At 71.6% G+C, this 19,394-nt stretch carries 21 protein-coding genes; 5 read left to right on the top strand and 16 right to left on the bottom strand.

The window, feature by feature from the left end; genetic code table 11:
* Nucleotides 1–17 precede the first annotated feature (17 nt).
* Entirely contained in the window at nucleotides 18–482 is a 465-nt protein-coding gene (locus VFQ84_RS12070) for a hypothetical protein (RefSeq protein ID WP_325131885.1), read from the top strand.
* A gap of 22 nt (nucleotides 483–504) precedes the next feature.
* Here VFQ84_RS12070 and VFQ84_RS12065 read toward each other — a convergent pair whose 3' ends face one another.
* From VFQ84_RS12065 to VFQ84_RS12045, 5 genes are read right to left on the bottom strand one after another with little or no spacing between them, the layout of a single operon-like run.
* Nucleotides 505–984: a dihydrofolate reductase gene (locus tag VFQ84_RS12065; RefSeq protein WP_325131912.1), complete on the bottom strand. Its 480-nt coding sequence runs from the start codon at nucleotides 982–984 to the stop codon at nucleotides 505–507.
* Between the two features lie 5 nt (nucleotides 985–989).
* On the bottom strand, nucleotides 990–1,784 hold the full coding sequence (locus VFQ84_RS12060; RefSeq protein WP_325131884.1) for a thymidylate synthase: 795 nt from the start codon (nucleotides 1,782–1,784) through the stop codon (nucleotides 990–992).
* Nucleotides 1,784–2,674, bottom strand: coding sequence for a prolipoprotein diacylglyceryl transferase (lgt, locus tag VFQ84_RS12055; RefSeq protein WP_325131883.1), 891 nt, complete (start codon nucleotides 2,672–2,674; stop codon nucleotides 1,784–1,786). Before lgt ends, VFQ84_RS12060 begins: the two co-directional genes overlap by 1 nt.
* 38 nt (nucleotides 2,675–2,712) lie before the next feature.
* The gene (locus tag VFQ84_RS12050; protein WP_325131882.1) at nucleotides 2,713–3,435 is read right to left on the bottom strand and encodes a TerC family protein; all 723 of its coding nucleotides are present in this window, start codon (nucleotides 3,433–3,435) and stop codon (nucleotides 2,713–2,715) included.
* A 13-nt stretch (nucleotides 3,436–3,448) separates the two neighbouring features.
* Nucleotides 3,449–3,832, bottom strand: coding sequence for a diacylglycerol kinase (locus VFQ84_RS12045; RefSeq protein WP_325131881.1), 384 nt, complete (start codon nucleotides 3,830–3,832; stop codon nucleotides 3,449–3,451).
* Between the two features lie 126 nt (nucleotides 3,833–3,958).
* Here VFQ84_RS12045 and VFQ84_RS12040 point away from each other — a divergent pair, with 126 nt between their 5' ends.
* Together VFQ84_RS12040 and VFQ84_RS12035 are read left to right on the top strand one after the other, a co-directional pair.
* Nucleotides 3,959–4,630 (top strand): DUF533 domain-containing protein, encoded by a 672-nt coding sequence (locus VFQ84_RS12040; protein ID WP_325131880.1) that lies wholly within the window; start codon nucleotides 3,959–3,961, stop codon nucleotides 4,628–4,630.
* A gap of 50 nt (nucleotides 4,631–4,680) precedes the next feature.
* Entirely contained in the window at nucleotides 4,681–5,709 is a 1,029-nt protein-coding gene (locus tag VFQ84_RS12035) for a TIGR00266 family protein (protein ID WP_325131879.1), read from the top strand.
* 53 nt (nucleotides 5,710–5,762) lie between these two features.
* Here VFQ84_RS12035 and VFQ84_RS12030 read toward each other — a convergent pair whose 3' ends face one another.
* Both VFQ84_RS12030 and VFQ84_RS12025 read right to left on the bottom strand, forming a co-directional pair.
* Entirely contained in the window at nucleotides 5,763–7,892 is a 2,130-nt protein-coding gene (locus VFQ84_RS12030; RefSeq protein WP_325131878.1) for a TonB-dependent receptor, read from the bottom strand.
* A complete protein-coding gene (locus VFQ84_RS12025) occupies nucleotides 7,889–8,899 on the bottom strand; it encodes an isoaspartyl peptidase/L-asparaginase (protein ID WP_325131877.1) in 1,011 nt (336 codons plus the stop codon). The genes VFQ84_RS12030 and VFQ84_RS12025 overlap by 4 nt, the downstream gene beginning before the upstream one ends.
* A gap of 403 nt (nucleotides 8,900–9,302) precedes the next feature.
* Here VFQ84_RS12025 and VFQ84_RS12020 point away from each other — a divergent pair, with 403 nt between their 5' ends.
* A complete protein-coding gene (locus VFQ84_RS12020; protein ID WP_325131876.1) occupies nucleotides 9,303–10,490 on the top strand; it encodes a S8 family peptidase in 1,188 nt (395 codons plus the stop codon).
* 42 nt (nucleotides 10,491–10,532) lie between these two features.
* On the opposite strand, the gene VFQ84_RS12015 is transcribed toward VFQ84_RS12020, so the two are convergent.
* The 5 genes from VFQ84_RS12015 to VFQ84_RS11995 all read right to left on the bottom strand — a co-directional run bounded on the left by VFQ84_RS12015 (nucleotide 10,533) and on the right by VFQ84_RS11995 (nucleotide 16,136).
* Nucleotides 10,533–11,825 (bottom strand): ABC transporter permease, encoded by a 1,293-nt coding sequence (locus VFQ84_RS12015; RefSeq protein ID WP_325131875.1) that lies wholly within the window; start codon nucleotides 11,823–11,825, stop codon nucleotides 10,533–10,535.
* Nucleotides 11,822–12,535 (bottom strand): ABC transporter ATP-binding protein, encoded by a 714-nt coding sequence (locus VFQ84_RS12010; RefSeq protein ID WP_325131874.1) that lies wholly within the window; start codon nucleotides 12,533–12,535, stop codon nucleotides 11,822–11,824. The genes VFQ84_RS12015 and VFQ84_RS12010 overlap by 4 nt, the downstream gene beginning before the upstream one ends.
* The gene (locus VFQ84_RS12005; RefSeq protein ID WP_325131873.1) at nucleotides 12,532–14,004 is read right to left on the bottom strand and encodes an efflux RND transporter periplasmic adaptor subunit; all 1,473 of its coding nucleotides are present in this window, start codon (nucleotides 14,002–14,004) and stop codon (nucleotides 12,532–12,534) included. Before VFQ84_RS12005 ends, VFQ84_RS12010 begins: the two co-directional genes overlap by 4 nt.
* 96 nt (nucleotides 14,005–14,100) lie before the next feature.
* The gene (locus VFQ84_RS12000) at nucleotides 14,101–15,408 is read right to left on the bottom strand and encodes a HAMP domain-containing sensor histidine kinase (RefSeq protein WP_325131872.1); all 1,308 of its coding nucleotides are present in this window, start codon (nucleotides 15,406–15,408) and stop codon (nucleotides 14,101–14,103) included.
* 14 nt (nucleotides 15,409–15,422) lie between these two features.
* Complete coding sequence (locus VFQ84_RS11995) at nucleotides 15,423–16,136, bottom strand: response regulator transcription factor (RefSeq protein ID WP_034213965.1); 714 nt, start codon at nucleotides 16,134–16,136, stop codon at nucleotides 15,423–15,425.
* A 176-nt stretch (nucleotides 16,137–16,312) separates the two neighbouring features.
* Between VFQ84_RS11995 and VFQ84_RS11990 the strand changes: the two genes are divergently transcribed.
* On the top strand, nucleotides 16,313–16,660 hold the full coding sequence (locus tag VFQ84_RS11990) for a DMT family protein (protein WP_325131871.1): 348 nt from the start codon (nucleotides 16,313–16,315) through the stop codon (nucleotides 16,658–16,660).
* An 87-nt stretch (nucleotides 16,661–16,747) separates the two neighbouring features.
* On the opposite strand, the gene VFQ84_RS11985 is transcribed toward VFQ84_RS11990, so the two are convergent.
* From VFQ84_RS11985 to nudE, 4 genes are read right to left on the bottom strand one after another with little or no spacing between them, the layout of a single operon-like run.
* Nucleotides 16,748–17,053 carry a DUF962 domain-containing protein gene (locus VFQ84_RS11985; protein WP_325131870.1) on the bottom strand — a complete coding sequence of 102 codons (306 nt, stop codon included), beginning with the start codon at nucleotides 17,051–17,053 and terminating at the stop codon, nucleotides 16,748–16,750.
* Nucleotides 17,054–17,090: 37 nt separating this feature from the next.
* Nucleotides 17,091–17,951, bottom strand: coding sequence for a nucleoside triphosphate pyrophosphohydrolase (mazG, locus tag VFQ84_RS11980; protein ID WP_325131869.1), 861 nt, complete (start codon nucleotides 17,949–17,951; stop codon nucleotides 17,091–17,093).
* A complete protein-coding gene (gene cysQ, locus VFQ84_RS11975) occupies nucleotides 17,944–18,744 on the bottom strand; it encodes a 3'(2'),5'-bisphosphate nucleotidase CysQ (RefSeq protein ID WP_325131868.1) in 801 nt (266 codons plus the stop codon). The genes mazG and cysQ overlap by 8 nt, the downstream gene beginning before the upstream one ends.
* Nucleotides 18,741–19,325 carry an ADP compounds hydrolase NudE gene (gene nudE / locus VFQ84_RS11970; RefSeq protein ID WP_325131867.1) on the bottom strand — a complete coding sequence of 195 codons (585 nt, stop codon included), beginning with the start codon at nucleotides 19,323–19,325 and terminating at the stop codon, nucleotides 18,741–18,743. The genes cysQ and nudE overlap by 4 nt, the downstream gene beginning before the upstream one ends.
* Nucleotides 19,326–19,394 lie beyond the last annotated feature (69 nt).

Genomic DNA, 19,394 nt, shown 5'->3' with positions numbered 1-19,394 from the left:
CAAGGAGAACCCGCCCCATGATCCGATTCCTTTCCGTCCTCATGCTCGGCCTCGCCCTGCTCGCCCCCGCCGCGTCGGCGCAGGCCGTCGATGCCCACCAGAAGATGGCCGCGTTCAAGGCCGAGGTCGCCCAGGGCAAGCAGGCCTACGTCTCGCGCCAGCTGGCGCTCGATTCGGCCGAGCAGGCCGCGTTCTGGCCGGTCTACGACAAGATGCAGGAGGCGCTGGCCGAACTGGCCCAGCGCCGCCGCGACAACGCCGCGGCCTATGCCGCCCTGGTCGGCGATGCCGCGGACGCCGACGACGCCGAGGACATCGCCGAAGAAGCCGTGGCCATCGAGATGGACCAGGCCGAGCTGTTCGAGCGCGCCTTCAAGGACCTCAGCCGCGACCTCGGCCCGCGCCAGGCCCTGGCCTACGTGCAGGTGGAGGCCCGCCTGGCCACGCTGCTGCGCTACGAAGTCGCCGCCAGCCTGCCCTGAGGCCCGCCCGCCGCCGCGCCGCTCAGCGGCGCCGGTATTCCACGAACGCGTAGCCAAAGGCATGGCGCGCGTCGGGCGCGTGCTCCTCGCGCGACACTTCGCGCCACGCGCCGGTGTCCAGCGCCGGGAAGAACGCATCGGCGCCCTCGACCACCGTGTCGACATGGGTCAGGTGCAGCCGCAGCGCCTGCGGCAGCGCCAGCGCGTAGACCTCGCCGCCGCCGATCACCATCAGTTCGTCGGCGCCGCAGGTCGCCTGCGCCCGCGCCAGCGAGTCCACCGCCTCCATGCCGTCGAACGGCACCTGGCCGCCCCGCGTCAGCACCAGGTTGCGCCGCCCCGGCAGCGCGCGCCCGAGCGACTCGGCGGTCTTGCGCCCCATCAGCACCGGCTTGCCCAGCGTCAGTGCCTTGAAGTGCTTCAGGTCATCCGGCAGCCGCCACGGCAGCGCGTTGCCGCGGCCGATCGCGCCGGCGCGGTCGATCGCCGCCACCAGCACCAGCGCCGTCAAACGGCCACCGGGGCCTTGATGGCCGGGTGCGGATCGTAGCCTTCGATCGCGATGTCCTCGAAGCGCATCGCGAACAGGTCGGTGGCCTCCGGCGCCAGCACCAGGGTCGGCAGCGGGCGCGGCGCGCGCGAAAGCTGCTCGCGGGCCTGGTCGAAGTGGTTGCTGTACAGGTGCGCGTCGCCCAGCGTGTGCACGAAGTCGCCCACGCCCAGCCCGCAGTGGCGCGCCACCATGTGGGTGAGCAGCGCGTAGCTGGCGATGTTGAAGGGCACGCCCAGGAAGATGTCGGCAGAACGCTGGTAGAGCTGGCAGCTCAGCTTCCCGTTGGCCACGTAGAACTGGAACATCGTGTGGCAGGGCTGCAGCGCCATCGCCGGCAGGTCGGCCACGTTCCAGGCGCTGACCACCAGCCGCCGCGAGTCCGGGTTGCGCTGCAGCTCCTCGACCACGTTGCGCAGCTGGTCGATCTCGACGCCGTCGGGTCCGCTCCAGCGCCGCCACTGCTTGCCATAGACCGGCCCGAGGTCGCCGTTCGCGTCGGCCCACTCGTCCCAGATGCTGACCTTGTGCTCGCGCAGGTAGTCGATGTTGGTCTCGCCGCGGATGAACCACAGCAGCTCGTGGATGATCGAGCGCAGGTGCAGCTTCTTGGTGGTGACCAGCGGGAAGCCTTCGGACAGGTCGAAGCGCAGCTGCCAGCCGAACACCGAACGGGTGCCGGTGCCGGTGCGGTCGGCCTTTTCGGCGCCGTTCTCCAGCACGTGCCGCAGCAGGTCGAGGTACTGGCGCATCAGGAGGCCTTCACGTTGGACAGGTCGGGCTGCAGGGTCGGCGCCGTATGCGAGCGCCAGAGCAGGAACAGGCCCAGCGCCACCAGCGGCAGCGACAGCACCTGGCCCATGGTCAGCCAGCCGAAGGCGAGGTAGCCGAGGTGGGCGTCGGGCTCGCGCACGAACTCGACCAGGAAGCGGAAGCTGCCGTAGAGCAGGGCGAACAGCCCCGACACCGCGTAGCGCGGCCGCGGCTTGCGCGAGAACCACCACAGCGACGCCATCAGCACCACGCCCTCCAGGAAGGCCTGGTAGAGCTGCGAGGGATGCCGCGCGTAGGCGTCCAGCGCGCCCGTGGCGTGCAGCTGGCGCAGCTGTTCGATCGGCTGCGCCGCCAGTTCGGCCGGCAGCGCGTCGCGGAACACCACGCCCCAGCTGCCGCCGGTCGGCTTGCCCCAAAGTTCGCCGCCGATGTAGTTGCCCAGCCGGCCGAAGCCCAGGCCCAGCGGGATCAGCGGCGCCACGAAGTCCATCACGTCGAAGAAGTGCCGGCGGTGCTTGCGCGTCCACCAGGCCGCCGCGACCATCACGCCCAGCAGGCCGCCGTGGAAGCTCATGCCGCCCTCGTTGATGCGCAGGATCATCAGCGGGTTGGCCACGAAGTCCGCGAACACGTAGAACAGCACGTAGCCGATGCGCCCGCCCAGCACCACGCCCAGCATGCCGTAGAACAGCAGGTCGCCGAAGGCTTCCTCGTTGACGCCGGGCAGGCGCCCGGCGCGGATGCGCCGCGTGCCCAGCCACCACGCGGCCAGGAAGGCCAGCAGGTACATCACGCCGTACCAGTGGATGCCGTGCGGCCAGAACGGCAGCGGGACGGCGATCGGATCGATGTCGTGCAGCAGGGTCATGCGGGCTCCGTCGGGACTGGCGTTCGCGGCGGGCGGCGCTAGGCCGGCCGGCCTTTCTTGCGCTTGGACAGGATGTTGAGCGTCTCGACGGCGGCCGAGAAGGCCATGGCGAAGTAAAGGAACTTGCGGTCGATGTGGTAATCGAAGCCGTCGGCCACCAGGGCCACGCCGACCAGGATGATGAAGGTGAGCGCCAGCATCTTCACGGTGGGGTGCTTGTCGATGAAGTCGCCGATCGGGTTGGCCGCGAACAGCATCACCGCCACCGCCATGATGATCGCCGCCACCATCACCCAGCGGTTGTCGACCATGCCGACCGCGGTGATCACCGAGTCGAGCGAGAACACGATGTCGATGACCGCGATCTGGGCGATGACGTAGCCGAACACCGCCGACGGCTTGGTCGCGATGTCCTCTTCCTCGTCGCGGCCCTCGACCGAGTCGTGGATCTCCATCGTGCCCTTGACCAGCAGGAACAGGCCGCCGGCGATCAGCACCAGGTCGCGCACCGAGAAGTCCTGCCCGAACAGGCTGAACAGGTTGTGCTGCATGCTGGCCAGGAAGGCCAGCGACAGCAGCAGCAGGATGCGGGTGACGCAGGCCAGCATCAGCCCGAACTTGCGCGCCCGGGGCCGCTGCTCGGGCGGCAGCTTGCTGACCGCGATCGAGATGAACACGAGGTTGTCGATGCCCAGCACGATCTCGAGCGTGGCAAGGGTCAGCAGCGCGACCCAGATTTCAGTGCTGAACAGCCAATCCATCGTGCAGCTACCTCTAGAAGAAACGGGGGCCGAGGACCAGGCCCCAGCAGGCCAGGACGTTCATGTCGGCCAGGAACACGGCGGCCGAGCCCATGTCCTTGGCGCGGCCGGCCAGTTCGTGGTGTTCGGCGCCCCAGCGGTCCACCACGGCCTCGACCGCGGAATTGAGCACCTCGACCACCAGCACGCCGATCAGCGAGCCGACCAGGATCGCCCGCTCGACGCCATCGGCGCCCAGCCACAGCCCCAGCGGCGCCAGCACGACGAACAGGTAGACCTCGAGCCGGAACGACGATTCGAGCTGCCAGCAGGCCCGCAGGCCCTGCAGCGACCAGACGAACGCGCTCCAGACCCGGAACGGGCTGCGCGGCGCGTGGCTGCCGGAGCTATCGGCCATGTCGGTCCCGGATCGGAGGCAAGGCCGCATTTTGCCACATTCACCGCCCCCGCCCGACCCGGCCTTGTGTCCCGGGATCGGCCACCCCACCATTTGGAACGGACCCCTCGATCACCGGAGCCAAGGATGTTCAACCCCGAGCAACTGCTGGGCCAGCTGATGGGCGACGCCCTGTCGGGCCAGCTGGGCGGCCGCAAGCGCAAGCGTTCGAAGTCCGGGCTGGGTGGCCTGCTGGGCGGCGGCGGGATGTCGGGCGCGACCAAGGCCAAGGTGGGCCTGGGCCTGCTGGGCGTGGCCTTCGCGGCCTACCAGCACTACTCGAAATCCAGCGCCCCGGCCGCGGCGCCGCAGCCGCTGGCCGGCGCGATGCCGCCGCCCCCGCCGGCCGCCGGTGGCGCGATGCCGCCCCCGCCGCCGCCCGCGACCCAGCCCACGCCGGCCCGGGTCGAGGAAGCCATGCACCTGCTGCGCGCGATGATCACCGCAGCCCACGCCGATGGCCTGATCGACGCCGAGGAGCGCGAAGCCATCCTGGGCCGCGCCCGCCAGGCCGGCATGGACGGCGACAGCCTGCAGGCGCTGGACGCCGAAATCCGCGCGCCGCTGACGCTCGAGCAGCTCGCGGTGCGCACGCTGCCCCACCAGCGCGCCGAGACCTACGCCGCCGCGCTGGTCGCCATCACCGCCGACACCCCGGACGAGCGCGCGTTCCTCGACCGCCTGGCCGCGCAGCTTTCGCTGGATGCGGCGATGCGCTCGGACATCCATGCGCAGCTCGGGATGCCCGCCGCGCCCTGACCTTCCGGGCCTGACGGCCCACTCCCCCCCTCGCCCCAAGGAGCACGTCCATGCACCAGTGGTACCTGAGCTACAACGGCCAGCAGATCGGCCCCCTGGACCACGCCGCCGCCATCGCCCAGGCCACGCGCGATCCGTCCGGCCACTGCTGGCGCCAGGGCTTCCCCGAGTGGATCCCGATCGCCGCCTGCACCGAGCTGCGCGCCGAGTCGGCGCCGGGCGCGATGATGGCGCCGGTGCCGCCGCCGGTCGCCGCCGTCGGCGCCAGCGGCCAGCGCAGCGACGTGATCGACTACCGGATCTACGGCGAGGACATGCAGTTCGTCGAAATCGAGCTCGACCCGGGCGAAAGCGCCGTCGCCGAAGCCGGTTCGATGATGTACAAGGACTCGGTCGTGAACATGGACACCGTGTTCGGCGACGGGTCGGCCAGCAGCGGTGGCGGCGGCTTCATGGACAAGCTGGTCGGCGCCGGCAAGCGCCTGATCACCGGCGAGAGCCTGTTCACCACGGTGTTCTCGCACACCGGCGGCAGCGGCAAGGCCAAGGTCGCGTTCGCGGCGCCCTACCCCGGCACCATCGTGCCGATGACGCTGAGCAACTACGGCGGCACCATCATCGCGCAGAAGGACAGCTTCCTGTGCGCGGCGCGCGGCGTCTCGATCGGCCTGTTCTTCCAGAAGAAGATCATGACGGCGCTGTTCGGCGGCGAAGGCTTCATCATGCAGAAGCTCACCGGCGACGGCCTGGTCTTCATCCATGCCGGCGGCACCATCGTCGAGCGCGAGCTGCGCCCGGGCGAGCGCCTGGACGTCGACACCGGCTGCGTGGTGGCGATGACGAGCACCGTCAACTTCGACATCCAGCCGGTGGGCGGCGTGAAGTCGATGCTGTTCGGCGGCGAGGGCGTGTTCCTGGCCACGCTGACCGGCCCCGGCAAGGTCTGGCTGCAGTCGCTGCCGTTCTCGCGCCTGGCCGGCCGCATGTTCAGCGCGGCCTACCAGAAGGGCGGCGGCAAGGGCGAAGGCTCGGTGCTGGGCGGCCTGGGCGGCATCATCTCCGGCGACCGCGGCTTCTGAGCAGACGCCGCGCGTTCACGTCCTGACGCGCGGGCCCCGCGACCGGGCCCGCGTCATTCCCGCCGCTGCAGCGCCAGGCCCAGCCACAGCGTGCGCGGCGCCCCCGGCTCGTAGAAGCGGCCGTTGCCGTCGTTGGTGATCACCGAGCCGACGTGGCGGCGGTCGAGTGCGTTGTCGAGGCGGACGAAGGCCTCGACCCGCGGCGTCGCCGCCCAGGTCAGGCCCAGGTCCAGCAGCGCGTAGCCCGGGGCGCGCTCGCTGCCGACGTCGTTGACGCCGACGGCGGACAGCCCGCGGACCTCGGCGAAGCCGCGCATTCCCCCGCGCCACCCCTCCCAGCGCAGCCGGCCCTGCGAGGCCGGTACGCCGGCCAGCCGGGTGCCGCTCGCCACCCACTGCGTCGGCACCAGGCACGGCGCGCCCGCGCAGGCCAGGTAGTCCTGGCGCATCCGCGCGTCCAGGCGGGTGAAGCCCAGCTGCAGCGACATCGCTTCGCCCAGCGCCGCATTCAATGCCAGCTCCAGGCCCTGGCGCCGCGTGCGCGCGGCGTTGGTGAAGCTGGCGCGGCCGCCGGCATTGGTCGCCACCACCAGCTCGTCGCGGGTGTCGGCGCGGAACAGCGCGAGGTCCGCGCCCAGCCCCGGCCGCGGCCGCCACTTCATGCCCAGCTCCAGGCTGCGGCTGCGCGCCGGACGCAGGTCGAGGTTCAGGCCAGACCCGCCGTCCGGCCGGTACGCCAGCTCGACCAGGGTCGGCGTCTCGAAGCCGCTGCCGAAGCTGGCGTGCAGGTTGAGGCCCGGCTGCAGGCGCCACTGCAGCGCCAGCACCGGCGTCCAGCGTTCGAAGTCGACGGCGCCGCTGTCGTCGGGGTTGCCGTCGGTGACGTAGCGATCGGACGAGGTGAAGCGCAGCCGGCTGTGGCGTAGCCCGGCCTGCAGCGACCAGCGTTCGGCCAGGCGCCAGTCGGCCTGCGCGAACTGGTCGAAGGAGGCGACCGCATTGCGCTCGTCGCGCCGCAGCGTGCCGCGCACGCCCAGGCGGTCGCCCGCGAAATTCTCGAAGCCGCGGCGCTGCTGCACGAGGCCTTCCCAGCCCAGGCCGACGGTCCACTGCAGCGGGCGCCCGGCCGGCGCGGACTCGCCCGCCAGCCGCAGCTCGCCGCCGCCGTAGTCGCTGCCGAGGTCGACCACGCCGCCGGACTGCAGCGGATTGCCCTGCACGAACACCGGGATGGCGAGGAACTGCAGCACGTCGCGCTGGCCGGCATAGGCCATCGCCTGCAGTTCGGCGCTGCCAACGCCCCGCGACCAGGTGCCGCCCAACTGCACCTGGCGCACCGACTTGCGGGTGTCGAAGTCCAGCGCCTGCGGCGCCACCTGGCCGGGATCCGCCGCGAACTGCGCGCGGTCCAGGCCCAGTGGATCCTGCGCTTCGGGCGCGTCGAAGGCGTTGAACACCAGCGCGACACCCTCGCCGCCCCCGGCCGGCCAGTGCAGGCGGGCGTTGAACGAGGTCCGCTCGGCGGCGGAATGCGGGCGGAACCCTTCAACCCGAAGTCGCGACAGGCCGGCCACCACGCCGGCCCCGCGCCAGCGCGTGCGCAGGCCGGCCGAGACGCGCCAGTCGCCGGCGTCCGAGCCCGACGCGGCCACGTTCGCCTCGCCGGGCGCGCGCCCGTCGCCACTGAAGACCTGGATCACGCCGCCGGACGAATTGCCGTACAGCGCCGAGAACGGCCCGCGCAGCACCTCCACCCGCTCGGCGCTGGCCAGGTTGGCGTGCGAAAGCTGCGACTGGCCGTCGGGCTGGGTGGCCGGGATGCCGTCGATGATCACGCGCAGCCCGCGGATGCCGAAGCTGGCGCGGGTGCCGAAGCCACGGATCGACACCTGGGTGTCCTGCGCGTAGTTCTGGCGGTCGCGCGCCAGCAGGCCGGGGATGCCGCCCAGCCACTCGGAAAGATTCAGCCCGGGCGCCGCGTCGGGCAACGTGCGCACCGACACCGCCGCCGGCGTGTCGAACACGCTGGCCGCGCGCCGGGTGGCGGTGACGTTGACCGGATCGAGCGTCGGCGCCGCGGCGGCCGCCGCCGGGGCCGCCGCCTCCGCTTCTTCGGCGCAGGCAGGCGGGAGGGCCAGCGCGAGGGCGAGCGCGCCGGCCGTGGCGGCGTGGATGCGGCTCACTCTTCGCGGAAGACGGCGGTGCCGCGGCTGCCGTCGGGCTTCACCCAGCCGCGGTACATGCCGCTGGTGTTGAAGGGCATGGCGATGTTGCCGCGGCGATCGAGCGCGATCGCGCCGCCGTCGCCGCCGAGCGCGACGATCTCTTCGTTGATCACGGCGTGCGCCGCCGTCGCCAGGGCATCGCCGCGCAGGCCGACGCGGGCGCAGATCGCGTGCGCGGCGGCGGTGCGCAGGTAGAACTCGCCCCAGCCCGTGCCCGAGACGCCGCAGTCGGCGTCGGCCCAGGTGCCCGCGCCAATCACCGGCGCGTCGCCGACCCGGCCCCAACGCTTGTTGGTCATGCCGCCGGTGGAGGTGGCCGCCGCGATGTGGCCGTTGGCGTCCAGCGCCACCGCGCCCACCGTGCCGAAATAGGCGCCGGGCCCGGGCACCATGGCGGCGCGCTCGCGCGCCTGGGCCGCCTCCAGCTGCTGGCGGCGGCGATCCGTGTCGAACCAGTCCGGCGCCACCCGCTCGAGCCCCGGCAGGGTGTCGGCGAAGGCCTCGGCGCCGCCGGCCGCGAGCATGACGTGCGGCGACTGCTCCATCACCGCGCGCGCCAGCCGGATCGGATTGCGCACGGTGCGCACGCCGGCCACCGCGCCGGCGCGCCGGGTGTGGCCTTCCATGATGGCGGCATCGAGCTCATGGCCGCCCTCGGCGTTGAAGACCGCGCCCTTGCCGGCGTTGAACCACGGCGACTCCTCCAGCACCACCACGCTGGCGGTCACCGCATCGAGGGCGCTGCCGCCGTCGCGCAGCACGGCGTGGCCGGCGTCGAGCGCGCGGTCGAGCGCGGCGCGGACTTCGCGCTCGTCCTCGGCCGACAGCGCGCTGCGCTCGATCACGCCGGCGCCGGCGTGGATGACCAGCGCGGTCGGCGGCGACGGCGTGGCCGCCTGCGCGGCAAGCGCCGCGCCGAGCGCAAGGGCGGCGCCGAGCGCCTGGACGAAACGGGTGCGGATCATGGCGACCGGGACTCCTTGGGCAGCGGGAGCCCACAGTCTAGCCGGCCCCGGCGAAGACGCCGTGCAGGACGGCGAGGCCCGCGCAGTCGGACTCCCGCAAAGCAGCAAAACGACGACCGTGGCGACGCCGCGCCGATGCTGCAGTGCGGGCGGCTTCACGGGCCGCGACAGCGCCGGCGCGGCCCGCGTCGTTGCTGCGTCGCGCCAGCCGCAGTGCAGCAACTTTCCTTCACGACGTCCGTGTTGACAGCCGCCGCGGCCATCCCCTATCCACGGCCAGCCACGCGACGCATCGATCCGGCGACATGCCGGACGGACGCCGCGGGCCGGTCCGACAGGGGAAGGACCGCACCGGGCATGTCGCCCATCCGCACCTGTTCGAACCATTCGGGGAGTCACCACCATGAAGAACGTCCACCTGCTGGCGCTGGGCCTTGCCCTCGCGCTGGGCACCACGTCCGCGCTCGGCTCCGAGCTTCGCCGCGCCGAGCATCCGATCAAGAACAGCTACATCGTCGTCCTCAAGCCCAACGCCATGGTGCTGCCGGCCAACGCCCGCAACGGCCGCGAGGCGATGCGCATGGCGGTCGAGAACGCCGCGGTCGACCTGTCCGACCGCTTCGAGCTTCGTCCGCACCAGGTCTACGACGTCGCCATCCAGGGCTTCGCGGTGGAGGCCAACGAGAAGCAGATCCAGCGCCTGATCAACGATCCGCGGGTGGACTACGTCGAGGAGGACGAGATGTCCTACCTCGGTGCCACCCAGACCGGCGTCACCTGGGGCATCGACCGCGTCGACCAGCGCGACCGGCCGCTCAACGGCAGCTACGTCTACGACTACACCGCCTCGAACGTCCGCGTGTACGTGATCGACAGCGGCATCCTCGCCAGCCACGGCGACTTCGGCGGCCGCGTGCTGTCGGGCTACACGGCCATCAACGACGGCCGCGGCAGCAACGACTGCAACGGCCACGGCACCCACGTCGCCGGCACCGTCGGCGGCGCAACCTGGGGCGTCGCGAAGGGTGCGCGCCTGGTGCCGGTGCGGGTGTTCGGCTGCACCGGCGGCAGCGCCAACTCGACCATCATCGCGGGCATCAACTGGGTCGCCAGCAACCACGTCAAGCCGGCGGTGGCCAACATGAGCCTGGGCGGCGGCGCGTCCTCGGCCACCGACTCGGCCACCAACAGCCTGATCAGCGCAGGCGTCACCGTGGTGGTGGCGGCGGGCAACGACAACGCCAATGCCTGCAACTACTCGCCCGCGCGGGTGGCCAATGCGATCACGGTGGGCTCCACCACCTCCACCGATGCGCGCTCGTCGTTCTCGAACTACGGCACCTGCGTGAACATCTTCGCGCCGGGCAGCTCGATCCGGTCGACCTGGTACACCAGCAACACCGCCACCAACACCATCAGCGGCACCTCGATGGCCTCGCCGCACGTGGCGGGCGCGGCGGCGCTGTACCTGGCGGCCAATCCCTCGGCCTCGCCGGAGACGGTGCGCAACGCGCTGTATGCCAAGGCGACCACCGGGCGACTGACCGGCATCAACACCGGCTCGCCGAACCGCCTGCTCTACACGCGCTGAACCCACGGCCTCCCCGGGCGGCCTCGCCGCCCGGGGCAGGCGTCAGCCCTGGTGCCGCAGCGCTTCGATCGGGTCGAGCCGCGCGGCCTTGCGGGCCGGGTAGAAACCGAAGAACAGGCCGGTCGCGACCGAGAACCCGGTGGCCATCAGCACCACCTTGGCGTCGAGCATCACCGGCAGCGCACCGAACTTGCTGGCCAGCAGCGCCCCGCCGATGCCCAGGGCGATGCCGATGAAGCCGCCGCCCAGCGAGATCAGCATCGCCTCGGCCAGGAACTGCGCCTGGATCTCCCGCGGCCCCGCGCCGACCGCCATGCGCAGGCCGATCTCGCGGATGCGCTCGGTCACCGACACCAGCATGATGTTCATGATGCCGATGCCGCCGACCACCAGCGAAATGCCGGCCACCGCGCCCAGCAGCAGCGACATCAGGCGGGTGGTCTGGGTGCGGGTGCTGACGATCTCGGCGATGTTGCGCACCGCGAAGTCATCCTCGGCGCCGGGCGCGATGCGGTGCCGCTGGCGCAGCAGCGCATTGAGCTCTTCCTCGACGTAGACCAGGTCCTCGGCACGGCCCACCATCACCGAGATCTGCTGCACGGTGCTGGCCTGGCGTGGCACCACGGCCGCGCTGCGCGCGGCGGGCGTGGCGGTGGCCGGGGTGCTGGCCGCGGCCGCGGCGGGCGCCAGCCGGCGGCGGCCGGTTTCCAGCGGCACCATGATGATGTCGTCGGAGTCCTGGCCCCAGTTGCCCTGGCCCTTGGCCTCGAGCACGCCGACCACGCGCAGCGGCACGCGCCCCAGGCGGATGGTCGCGCCGATCGGGTCGGCGTCGCCGAACAGCTCGCGGCGCACGGTCTCGCCCAGCACCACCACCTTGGCGGCCGAGCTGTAGTCGCGCGGGCCGAAGCCCGCGCCCAGCGAATACGCCCAGTCGTTGACCGGGAAGTAGTCGGCGTTCACGCCTTCCCAGCGCGTCGACCAGTTGTTCTCGGCGAACACCACCTGGCCGCCGCCGCGGATCGAGGTGGCGACGTACTGGATCTCGGGGATCTCGGCGCGGATCGCCTCGGCGTCGTCGTCGGTGAGGCTGGCGGCCGTGCCGGCCCCGCCGCGCACCGGGCCCTGGCGCGAGGACGAGGCGAACACCTCGAGCCGGTTCGAACCCAGGCGCGAGATCATCTTGTCGAGCTCGCTCTGCGTGCCCTGGCCCACCGACACCATCACGATCACCGCGGCGATGCCGATGATGACGCCCAGTGCGGTCAGGATGCTGCGCATGAAGTTCCCGCGCAGGGAGAACACCGCCGAGCGCAATACGTCGGGGAAGGTCATGCCGCGCGCTCCTCGGGGATCCAGCCATCGGCGTGCAGCTGGCCGTCGTGCATCACCACGATGCGATCGGCGTGGTCGGCGATGGGGCGTTCGTGGGTGATGATGACGATGGTGCGGCCGCCGGCCTGCAGGCGTTCGAACAGCGCCATGATTTCCTCGCTGGTGCGCGAGTCGAGCGCACCGGTGGGTTCGTCCGCCAGCAGCAGCGGCGGCTGGTTGATCAGCGCGCGGGCGATGGCGACACGCTGCTGCTGGCCGCCGGACAGTTCGTTCGGGCGATGCCCGGCGCGTTCGGCCAGGCCCACCTCGGCCAGCGCCGCCAACGCCCGCGGCGCCCGTTCGGCCACGGGCACGTTGGAATACACCAGGGGCATCATCACGTTCTCCAGCGCGGTCTGGCGCGAGAGCAGGTTGAAGCCCTGGAACACGAAGCCGATCTTGTCCAGGCGCAGCTTGGCGCGCTGGGTGGCGTCGAGCGTGGCGACGTCGACGCCGTCGCACAGGTAGCGGCCGGCGGTCGGCTGGTCGAGGCAGCCGATCATGTTCATCATCGTCGACTTGCCCGAGCCCGAGGCGCCCATGATGGCGAGGAACTCGCCGCGCGGCACCACCAGGTCGACGCCGCGCAGCGCCACCACTTCGGCCGGCGTGCCGGGCGAATAGACCTTGCGCAGGTCGGTCAGTTCGATCATCGGCGCGGGAGCGCTCATGCCGCGGGGCGCTCCTGGCCGATGATCAGGGCGTCGCCCTCGGCGAGTTCGCCGCTGACTTCGGTGACGGTGCCGTCGGACACGCCCAGGCGCACCGGCACGGCGCGCGGCTGGCCCTGGTCGAGCACCCAGACCACGCCGCGGCGGGCGGTGGTCAGGGCGCGCAGCTCTTCGTCCCAGCGGGCGCGCTGCTCGGGCGAGAGCGTGTCGCGGAATTCGGCGTAGTTGCGGCTGAAGGCCTCGGCCATGCGCTGGCGGATCGCTTCCGCCGACGGCGCCGCGCCGCCCGGCGCCCCCATGGCCCCCGGCGATGGCGCGCCGCCGGCCGGACGCGCGGCCATCCGCGCGGCCATGCGCTCCTGCATCGCCGCCTGGGCGGCATCGAAGGCCGCGCGCTGGGTGGCGTCGAGCTGCAGGGCATCGGCGATGCGCGGGAGGTCCTGGCCAAAGCCGCCCCGGCCGGCCCCCGGCGCCGCCGCGGCGTCCGCGCCCGGCGGGGTGAAGCGCAGGGCCGCGTTCGGCACCCGCAGCACGTCCTCGCGGCGGCTGACCACGATCTCGGCGCTGGCGGTCATGCCCGGCAGCAGGCTCTGGTCGGCGTTGTCGACCTGCACCACCACCGGGTAGCTGATCACGTTGGCGTTGGAGGTCGCCGACAGCCGCACCTGCTTGACCTCGCCCACGAACTGGCGGTCGCGGAAGGCGTCGACGGTGAACGACACCGGCAGGCCTTCCTTGATCTGGCCGACGTCGGCCTCGTCGATGCTCAGGTCGATCTGCATCTGGCCCAGGTCCTCGGCGATCTGGAACAGCACCGGGGTCTGGAAGCTGGCCGCCACCGTCTGGCCGGGTTCGACCGCCCGCAGCAGGATCACGCCGTCCACCGGCGAGCGGATGACGGTGTAGGACACGTCGAGCCTTGCGTTGTCGACCGCCGCCTGCCGCTGCTGCACGCCGGCCTGGGCCGACACCACGCGGGCGCGGGCCTGGTCGCGGGCCGCGAGCGCGAGGTCGAGTTCGTTGCGCGCGATCAGCTGGCGCGCGGCCAGGTCTGCCTTGCGGACGTAGTCGGCCTCGGCGTTCTTCAGCGTGGCCTGGGCCTCGTTGACGGAGGCGCGGGCGCTGGCCAGGTCGGCCTCGGTCTGCTTCACCCGGCTCTGGAACGGCGCCGGATCGAGCCGGGCGATCGGCTGGTCCTTCTCGACGCGATCGTTGAAGTCGACCAGCACCTCCTGCATCTGCCCCGACACCTGCGAGCCCACGTCCACCGTGGTGGTGGCGCGCAGCGTGCCGGTGGCCGAAATCAGCACCCGCACTTCGCCGCGATCGACATTGCCGGTGCGGAAGCCGCCGCCGGCCTCGGGCGCGCGCGCGGACCAGGCCCACCAGGCCAGCACGGCAAGGCCCAGCACCGCGACGGCGACAAGCAGGCGGCGGATCGGGCGGGGGGAAGCATTCGCGGACGACATCGTGGCTCCAGGCAAGGAAAGGGGTGGGGACGGGTCGAAAGATAACGCGCGGGCGCCGACGGCGTTGACCGCCGGACCAGCCGCCGCGGCGCCGGTTCAGGCCATGGGCGGCAGCAGGGGGAAGCTGATGGTGGCGACGGTGCCCTTGCCGGCTTCGCTATCCAGCCGCACCGGCCAGCCGTAGCGCTGGGACAGCCGCTGCACGATCGACAGGCCGATGCCCTGGCCGTCCTTCTTGCGGTCGCCGGCCCGGTAGAACGGCTCGAACACGCGCGCCAGCTCGTCCTGCGTCATGCCCACGCCGGTATCGGCCACCGCGATCGAACCGCGCCGCAGGATCACCGTGACGCTGCCTTCGTCGGTGTAGTGGCAGGCGTTGCGCAGCAGGTTGCTCAGCAGCACCGACAGCACCCGCGCCGGCGCATGCAGGCAGAAGTCGTCCTCCTTCACCAGGTGCAGCTCGACCGGCTTGCCGGCCACCAGCACCCGCGCCTTCTCCACTTCCTCCTCGACCACCGAGCTGACCGCGAAATCGTCGTCCGGCAGGCCGGTGTCGCCTTCGCGCGCCAGGATCAGGAAGGCCTCGATCAGCGCCTCCATGTCGCGGCCGGCGCCCTGGATGCGCTTGAGCGCGCGCCGGGACATCGGGCTGAGGTTGTCGTCGCCCGCCATCATGTCGCCGGCGACGCGGATGACGGTGAGCGGGGTGCGCAGTTCGTGCGAGGCGTCGCGGGTGAAGTCCCGCTCGCGCTCGACGAAGCTTTCGATGCGGCTGGCGAAATCGTGCAGGGACGAGGCCAGCACCAGGGTCTCGCCCTCGACGTCGACCGGCAGGTTCTCGGGCCGCAGTGCGCTGGCCTCGGGATGCTTGGGATCCCAGCGCTGCACCTGCCCCGCCAGCCAGATGACCGGGGACACGGCGCGCTTGGAGGTCCGGTAGGTGCTCCAGGCGATCACGTAGATCACCACCAGCACGATCGCCAGCGGCGTCACGCCGAACCAGAACGCCAGGCTGTCGACCTGCTCCTGCTTGAACAGCAGGTAGAGCATGTGGCCGTTGCGGTCGCGCTCGACCAGTACCAGCGAGCCGCCCTCGGCGCGCGGCAGCGCGTGGAAGCCGACGGACAGCGGCCGCAGCTTCTCGGGCAAGGCGTCCTGGCTGCCGCCCGCGGGCACCAGGTAGCCGGTCATGTTGTAGGTATCGGGGACCTGCGCCTGCGCGTCGCTGGCCAGGCGCTGCCAGTAGTGCGTGGCCTCTTCCTGCAGGGCGCGCTGGATCAGCACGTGCTTGAGCACGGCCGAGGCGCCGTACACGCCCAGCACGGCGGCGAAGCTGATCGCCGCCGCCTGCAGGATGAAGGCGACCCAGATCTTGCGGCGAAGTCCCGAACGCGCGGTGGCCATCCCTGGTCCGCGGCTCAAGCGGCCGGCGGCGCGTCGAGGTCGGCGATGCGGTAGCCGGCGGTCTGCACGGTGTGCAGCAGCGGGCGGTCGAAGGGCCGGTCGATGGCCTTGCGCAGGTTGTACAGGTGGCTGCGCAGGGTGTCGGAATCGGGCAGGCCGTCGCCCCAGATCTCGCGCTCGATGTCGCGGCGGGTGACCACCCGCGGCGATTCCCGCATCAGGATGGTGAGCAGGCGCAGGCCGATCGGCGACAGCGCGATCTCCTGGCCGGCGCGGGTGACGCGCAGGCTGGCGGTGTCGAGCACCAGGTCGGCCACCTTCAGCACTTCGGCGCTGACCTGGCGGCGGTCGCGGCGGATCAGGGCGCGCACGCGGGCCTCGAGCTCCTGGATCGCGAAGGGCTTGACGAGGTAGTCGTCGGCGCCGGCCTCGAGGCCGTTGACCTTGTCGTTGAGGGTGTCGCGCGCGGTCAGCATCAGCACCGGGGTCGACTTCTTGGCTTCATTGCGCAGGCGGCGGCAGACTTCCAGGCCGTCCAGGCGCGGCAGCATCAGGTCCAGCACGATCACGTCGTAGCTGTTGTCGGCGGCCAGTCGGTAGCCGTCCATGCCGTCGCCGGCATAGTCGACGCCGAAGCCCTTGGACTCCAGGTATTCGCCGACCATCTCGGACAGGTTTCGGTTGTCTTCGACCACAAGGATCAGGCCGGCCGGGTCATCGCGTCGCATGGGGGTTCTCCGGGATGTGAAGGGGATGTCTTCAGCTTTGTGAAGATTACACGCCCCACCCGGTGAGTCGGATGTGAAGCCCCCGGCAAGACGGCGTCAAGGCTACCCTTGGCCACCCCCGGCGCGGCCTCCCGGCCGGGGTCCGCCCCCTTCCCCTGCCCGCCCGGCCCGCCGACATGCCCACTTTCAGCGCCTACGCCACGCCCGTCCTGCTGCTGCTGTTCTCGAACGTGTTCATGACCTTCGCCTGGTACGGGCACCTGAAGTTCAAGGCCAGCCCGCTCTGGATCGTGGTCTTCGCCAGCTGGGGCATCGCCTTCTTCGAGTACTGCCTGCAGGTCCCGGCCAACCGGATGGGCCACGCGGTCTACACGGCGCCGCAGCTCAAGGGCATCCAGGAAATCCTGACCCTGCTGGTCTTCGCCGGCTTCTCGATCGGGTACCTCGGCGAGCAGATCAGGTGGAACCACGTCGCCGGCTTCGCCCTGATCATCGTCGCCGCCTTCCTGCTCTTCCTCGAATGACGCTCGCTCTTCGCAGGAGCGGCTTCAGCCGCGAAGCCCTTCGCGAAAAGATTCGCGGCTGAAGCCGCTCCTGCAGGTCGCGCGGGATCAGAAGCGGATCTTGCCGGTGAGCATGTCCTTGAACATGACCCAGTCGCCGGCGAACGAATAGAACGGGTGCTTGAAGGTGGCCGGCTTGTTGTGCTCGAAGAAGAAGTGGCCGACCCAGGCGAACGCGTAGCCGCTGACCAGCGCGCCCAGCAGCCACCCCGCGTTCATCGTCGCCACCGCCGCCGCCAGGAAGCCGAGGGCGACGCAGCTGCCGGTGAAGTGAAGCCGCCGGCACGTGACGTTGGCATGCTCGCCGAGATAGTAGGGATAGAACTCGCGAAAGCTGGCAAAACCCTGGCGCATGGCCCGGTGTCTCCGAAATTCCTGCGTGGTCGGGACTTTAGTCCCGATGTCCGGCGCTGGGAAGCGCCGGGGCTGGCGCCCCCGGGGGCGGCTCGCGCTCCTCCTGCTTGGCGCGGTTCCACAGCGCGTCCTGGGCGGCGAGGTCCAGCTGGTCAAGGGACTGCCCGTCGTCGGCGGCCAGCTGCTCCATGCGCCGGAAGCGGCGCTCGAACTTGGCGTTGGCCCGGCGCAGGGCGGCGCCGAAGTCGACCTTGGCGTGGCGGGTGAGGTTGGCGACCACGAACAGCACGTCGCCCAGCTCGTCCTCGAGCCGGTCGCGGGCTTCGGCCTCGCCGGCCGCCACCGCGTCGAACTCGACCCGCACCTCTTCGATTTCCTCGTGCAGCTTGGCGATCACCGGCGCAGGACCGGGCCAGTCGAAGCCGACGGTGGCGGCGCGCTTCTGCAGCTTCACCGCGCGCTGCCACTCCGGCAGGCCGCGGGTGATGCCGGCCAGCACGCTCATGTCCTGCTCGCCGCGCTCGGCGCGCTCGGCGCGCTTGAGCTGCTCCCAGTTGGCCAGCTGCGCCTCGGCATCGGCCTGCGCCGCGACGTCGCCGAACACGTGCGGGTGGCGCCGGACCAGCTTGTCGTTGATCGCGGCCACCACATCGTCGAAGGCGAAGTGCCCGGCCTCCTCGGCCATGCGCGAATGGAATACGACCTGCAGCAGCAGGTCGCCCAGCTCGTCGCGCAGCTCGGGCATGTCGCCGCGCTGGATGGCGTCGGCGACTTCGTAGGCTTCCTCGATGGTGTAGGGCGCGACGCTGGCGAAGTCCTGCTTCACGTCCCAGGGGCAGCCGCGCTCGGGATCGCGCAGGCGGGCCATGATGGCGATGAGCTCGCGGATGTCAGCCATGCGCGGGCTCCGCCAGCCAGTCGCGCCAGGGCAGGCGCAGGTCGCCCAGGGCGATGAAGTCGGGATTGAGCAGCGATTCCTTGCGGTTGTAGGCCAGCGGCTGGCCGTCGAGGCGCAGCACGGCGCCGCCGGCCTCCTCCAGCACGCACTGGGCCGCGGCGGTGTCCCACTCGCTGGTGGGGCCGAAGCGCGGGTAGACGTCGATGAGGCCCTCGGCGATGCGGCAGAACTTCAGCGACGAGCCCAGCCCGATGCGCTCGGTCTCGCCCATGCGCGCCAGCGCGGCGGCGGTGCGCGGGTCCAGGTGCGAGCGGCTGGCGGCCACGCGCAGCGGCAGCGCCGCCGGGCGCCGGGTGGCGACCGCGACGTCGCCGGCGGCGGTGCGCAGCCAGGCGCCTTCGCCGGCCGCGGCGTGCAGCAGGGTGCCCGGCACCGGCGCATAGACCACGCCCAGCACCGGTCGGCCGTTTTCGACCAGGGCGATGTTGACGGTGAACTCGCCGTTCTTCTTCACGAACTCGCGGGTGCCGTCGAGCGGATCCACCAGCCAATGCCGCGACCAGCCCTGGCGCACCGACCACGGGATGTCGGCGTCCTCCTCGCTCAGGACCGGGATGTCGGGCGCCAGCGCCCGCAGGCCATCGGCGATGATGCGGTGCGAGGCCAGGTCGGCCTGGGTCAGGGGCGAGGCGTCGTCCTTGTGCTCGACCGCGAAGTCCTGGGCGTAGACCGCGAGGATGGCGGCGCCGGCGTCGATCGCCAGCGCCACGCAGGCTTCGCGCAGGGCGCTCACGCGCGGCCCCGCAGCACTTCCCGGACGATGAACAGCGCCGCCAGCGAGCGGCCTTCGGAGCAGTCGTCGCGCAGCATCAGTTCGTCCAGGCGATCCAGGCGCCAGGGGATGACCTCGAGCTCCTCCGGCTCGTCGCCCGGCAGGCGCTCGGGATACAGGTCCTCGGCCAGCACCAGGTGGATCTCGTGGTTCATGTAGGTGGGCGCCAGCGTGATCGCGCGCAGCGCGGTGAGCTTGCGGGCGCCGAAGCCGACCTCTTCCTTGAGCTCGCGGTTGGCGGCCTCGAGCACGGTCTCGCCGGCGTCCATGCGGCCCTTGGGCAGGCCCAGTTCGTAGCGGTGCACGCCGGCCGCGTACTCGCGGATCAGCAGCACGTGCTCGGGATCGGGCACCGCGGCGATGATCACCGAGCCGTGGCCGCTGCTGAGGGCGCGATGGTAGCGCCGGCGTTCGCCGTTGCTGAACTCCAGGTCCAGGTGCTCGCGGCGGGCGCCCTCGGCGCCGTGCTCCTCGCGGGCGTGGATGACGGGCAGCGGGCGCGTGGCGGCGGGCGGCGGGGATCGGTCGGCAGGCTCGGACATGCCCCGATTCTAGCCGCTGGCCGTGAAGACTGCCGCCTGCATGGACAGCGCGGGCCGCGGGCCGGATCA

This window comes from Arenimonas sp. (genome assembly GCF_035721105.1).
Lineage (GTDB): Bacteria > Pseudomonadota > Gammaproteobacteria > Xanthomonadales > Xanthomonadaceae > Arenimonas.
Note: the sequence above shows the minus strand (reverse complement) of the source record. Positions and strands in the feature narration are given on the sequence as shown.

What these genes read in the sequence shown, in the direction of transcription:
- mazG (WP_325131869.1), bottom strand. Translation starts at nt 17,951, where the DNA reads ATGGCTGACATCCGCGAGCTCATCGCCATCATGGCCCGCCTGCGCGAT.
- VFQ84_RS12040 (WP_325131880.1), top strand. Translation starts at nt 3,959, where the DNA reads ATGTTCAACCCCGAGCAACTGCTGGGCCAGCTGATGGGCGACGCCCTG.
- VFQ84_RS12000 (WP_325131872.1), bottom strand. Translation starts at nt 15,408, where the DNA reads ATGGCCACCGCGCGTTCGGGACTTCGCCGCAAGATCTGGGTCGCCTTC.
- lgt (WP_325131883.1), bottom strand. Translation starts at nt 2,674, where the DNA reads ATGACCCTGCTGCACGACATCGATCCGATCGCCGTCCCGCTGCCGTTC.
- VFQ84_RS12050 (WP_325131882.1), bottom strand. Translation starts at nt 3,435, where the DNA reads ATGGATTGGCTGTTCAGCACTGAAATCTGGGTCGCGCTGCTGACCCTT.
- VFQ84_RS12035 (WP_325131879.1), top strand. Translation starts at nt 4,681, where the DNA reads ATGCACCAGTGGTACCTGAGCTACAACGGCCAGCAGATCGGCCCCCTG.
- VFQ84_RS11995 (WP_034213965.1), bottom strand. Translation starts at nt 16,136, where the DNA reads ATGCGACGCGATGACCCGGCCGGCCTGATCCTTGTGGTCGAAGACAAC.
- VFQ84_RS12020 (WP_325131876.1), top strand. Translation starts at nt 9,303, where the DNA reads ATGAAGAACGTCCACCTGCTGGCGCTGGGCCTTGCCCTCGCGCTGGGC.
- VFQ84_RS12015 (WP_325131875.1), bottom strand. Translation starts at nt 11,825, where the DNA reads ATGACCTTCCCCGACGTATTGCGCTCGGCGGTGTTCTCCCTGCGCGGG.
- VFQ84_RS12010 (WP_325131874.1), bottom strand. Translation starts at nt 12,535, where the DNA reads ATGAGCGCTCCCGCGCCGATGATCGAACTGACCGACCTGCGCAAGGTC.
- VFQ84_RS12070 (WP_325131885.1), top strand. Translation starts at nt 18, where the DNA reads ATGATCCGATTCCTTTCCGTCCTCATGCTCGGCCTCGCCCTGCTCGCC.
- VFQ84_RS11990 (WP_325131871.1), top strand. Translation starts at nt 16,313, where the DNA reads ATGCCCACTTTCAGCGCCTACGCCACGCCCGTCCTGCTGCTGCTGTTC.
- VFQ84_RS12060 (WP_325131884.1), bottom strand. Translation starts at nt 1,784, where the DNA reads ATGCGCCAGTACCTCGACCTGCTGCGGCACGTGCTGGAGAACGGCGCC.
- nudE (WP_325131867.1), bottom strand. Translation starts at nt 19,325, where the DNA reads ATGTCCGAGCCTGCCGACCGATCCCCGCCGCCCGCCGCCACGCGCCCG.
- VFQ84_RS12005 (WP_325131873.1), bottom strand. Translation starts at nt 14,004, where the DNA reads ATGTCGTCCGCGAATGCTTCCCCCCGCCCGATCCGCCGCCTGCTTGTC.
- VFQ84_RS11985 (WP_325131870.1), bottom strand. Translation starts at nt 17,053, where the DNA reads ATGCGCCAGGGTTTTGCCAGCTTTCGCGAGTTCTATCCCTACTATCTC.
- VFQ84_RS12045 (WP_325131881.1), bottom strand. Translation starts at nt 3,832, where the DNA reads ATGGCCGATAGCTCCGGCAGCCACGCGCCGCGCAGCCCGTTCCGGGTC.
- VFQ84_RS12025 (WP_325131877.1), bottom strand. Translation starts at nt 8,899, where the DNA reads ATGATCCGCACCCGTTTCGTCCAGGCGCTCGGCGCCGCCCTTGCGCTC.